This is a genomic window from Streptomyces sp. DvalAA-14, from assembly GCF_900091855.1.
Classification (GTDB): domain Bacteria; phylum Actinomycetota; class Actinomycetes; order Streptomycetales; family Streptomycetaceae; genus Actinacidiphila.
Map to the genome: position 1 here is coordinate 1 of NZ_FMCH01000315.1, position 2,715 is coordinate 2,715.

The 2,715-nt window shown below is 73.6% G+C and carries 1 protein-coding gene; it reads left to right on the forward strand.

The window, feature by feature from the left end; translation table 11 throughout:
- Positions 1 to 327 precede the first annotated feature (327 nt).
- On the forward strand, positions 328 to 2,715 hold a 2,388-nt coding region (locus tag GA0115240_RS15740), incomplete at its 3' end, for an Rne/Rng family ribonuclease (protein WP_370673343.1).

A 2,715-nucleotide genomic window follows, 5' to 3' on the forward strand; every position in this document is an offset into this window, starting at 1 on the left:
TCCCGACGTTCTCCGCCGGCGAGGGCTCCCGCCGGCTCCGCCCCGGCGCGCTCGCACCCCAGGACGGCGGCGCGGCCGGCGAGGAGGAGCCCGCGAGCTCCTACGTCGGCAAGGCGTTCCGCGACGGTGACGGATGGGGCGTCGAGGTCGAGGACGCCTACGAGATCCGCGGCTACGGCGAGACCGTCGAAGACGCCGCCGCCGAGGCGGCCGCCGCCGTGGCGGAGGCCTTCGGTGTCGACCTCGGCTCGGTGACGATCGAGGTGCGCCCCCCCCGAGGACGAGGAGCCGCGCGGACGCGGACGCCGTCGGGGCGGGCGGCCCGCGGTGGCCGTCTTCCAGCCGCCGGTGTTCCAGGCCCCGGGCGTCGTGGTCGTCGCCCCGCAGGCCGAGGTCGTCGAAGAGGCGGCGGAGAGCGCCGAGGACGAGCAGGAGCAGGAAGAAGAGCACGAGGGCCGCACCCCGCGTCGTCGCCGTCGCCGCCGCGGCGGCCAGGGCGAGCCGGTCGCCGAGGTGACGACCGTGGCCGACGAGCCCGAGGTGGAGGACGCCGAGGGCGAGCCGGACGACGACGCCGAGACCGACGGTGACGAGCGCCCCTCGCGCCGCCGCCGCCGCGGTGGCCGCCGCCGTCGCCGCGGGGACTCCGCCGAGCACGACCAGGACCAGGACGACGAGGAGCCCCGCGGGTCCGGCGCCGCCGCGTCCGGCGAGGACGACGACGAGCCGCGCGACGAGGACCAGGACGAGGCCGACGAGCAGGCCGACGACGAGCACGGCGGTTCCAGTTCCAGCCGGCGCCGCCGCCGCCGTCGCCGCCGTGGCAACGACGCGGCCGGGGACGACGGCGGCCAGGTGGCCGACGACCCGGAGCGGACCGTGGTGAAGGTCCGCGAGCCGCGCCAGCGGTACGAGGGCGGCACCGGCGCCGACGAGGTGCAGTCCATCAAGGGCTCCACCCGCCTGGAGGCCAAGAAGCAGCGCCGCCGCGAGGGCCGCGAGCAGGGCCGCCGCCGGGTGCCGATCATCACCGAGGCCGAGTTCCTCGCCCGCCGCGAGGCGGTCGAGCGGGTCATGGTGGTCCGGCAGAACGGCGAGCGGACGCAGATCGGCGTGCTGGAGGACGACGTCCTCGTCGAGCACTACGTCAACAAGGAGCAGGCCACCTCCTACGTCGGCAACGTCTACCTGGGCAAGGTCCAGAACGTGCTGCCGTCCATGGAGGCCGCCTTCGTCGACATCGGCAAGGGCCGCAACGCGGTGCTGTACGCCGGTGAGGTCAACTTCGAGGCGCTCGGCCACTCCGGCGGGCCGCGCCGCATCGAGTCGGCGCTGAAGTCCGGCCAGTCGGTGCTGGTGCAGGTCACCAAGGACCCGATCGGCCACAAGGGCGCCCGGCTGACCAGCCAGGTCTCGCTGCCCGGCCGCTACCTGGTCTACGTGCCCGAGGGCTCGATGACCGGCATCAGCCGCAAGCTGCCCGACACCGAACGGGCCCGGCTCAAGACGATCCTGAAGAAGATCGTCCCCGAGGACGCGGGCGTCATCGTGCGCACCGCCGCCGAGGGCGCCAGCGAGGACGAGCTGCGCCGCGACGTCGAGCGCCTGCAGGGCCAGTGGGAGGACATCCAGAAGCGGGCCAAGGCCGGCGGCAACGCCAACGCGCCGACGCTGCTCTACGGCGAGCCCGACATGACGGTCCGGGTGGTCCGGGACATCTTCAACGAGGACTTCTCCAAGGTCATCGTCAGCGGTGACGACGCCTGGGAGACGATCCAGGAGTACGTCGCGAACGTCGCCCCCGACCTGGTGGACCGGCTGTCGCGCTGGACGTCGGAGGTGGACGTCTTCGCGACGTTCCGCATCGACGAGCAGCTGCTCAAGGCGCTGGACCGCAAGGTGTGGCTGCCGTCCGGCGGATCGCTGGTGATCGACAAGACCGAGGCGATGGTCGTGGTCGACGTCAACACCGGCAAGTTCACCGGCCAGGGCGGCAACCTGGAGGAGACCGTCACCAAGAACAACCTGGAGGCGGCCGAGGAGATCGTCCGGCAGCTGCGGCTGCGGGACCTCGGCGGCATCGTGGTGGTCGACTTCATCGACATGGTGCTGGAGTCCAACCGCGACCTGGTGATGCGCCGGCTGCTGGAGTGCCTGGGCCGGGACCGGACCAAGCACCAGGTGGCCGAGGTCACCTCGCTCGGTCTGGTGCAGATGACCCGCAAGCGGGTCGGCCAGGGTCTGCTGGAGGCGTTCTCCGAGACCTGCGTGCACTGCAACGGGCGCGGCGTCATCGTCCACATGGACCAGGCGACGACGACCGGTGGCGGCGGCAAGCGCAAGCGCCGCGGCGGCCGGGGCACCGGCAACGGCGCGGACGAGGCGCACGAGCACGAGCACCTGCTGGAGACGGACACCGACGCGGACACCGAGACGGACATCGACGTCGAAGAGGCCGACGAGCTGCCGGAGTTGGAGCCGATCGAGGTCGGCGAGTCGGACCTGGTGCCCGCGGTGGGTGACCCGGAGGAGGAGTGGTTCGGCAGCGCCGCCGAGGCAGCCGCGGCGGCCGGTCCGCGCGGCCGCAGCAGGCGGCGCGGCTCCCGCAAGTCCAGCGCCCCGGCGGGCGCGCCGCCGGCCGCCGACCGCGATCCGGAACCGGCCGTCGTCGTGGTGCCGGTGAGCGAGCCGGACGTGGAGCCGGACGCCGTCGGT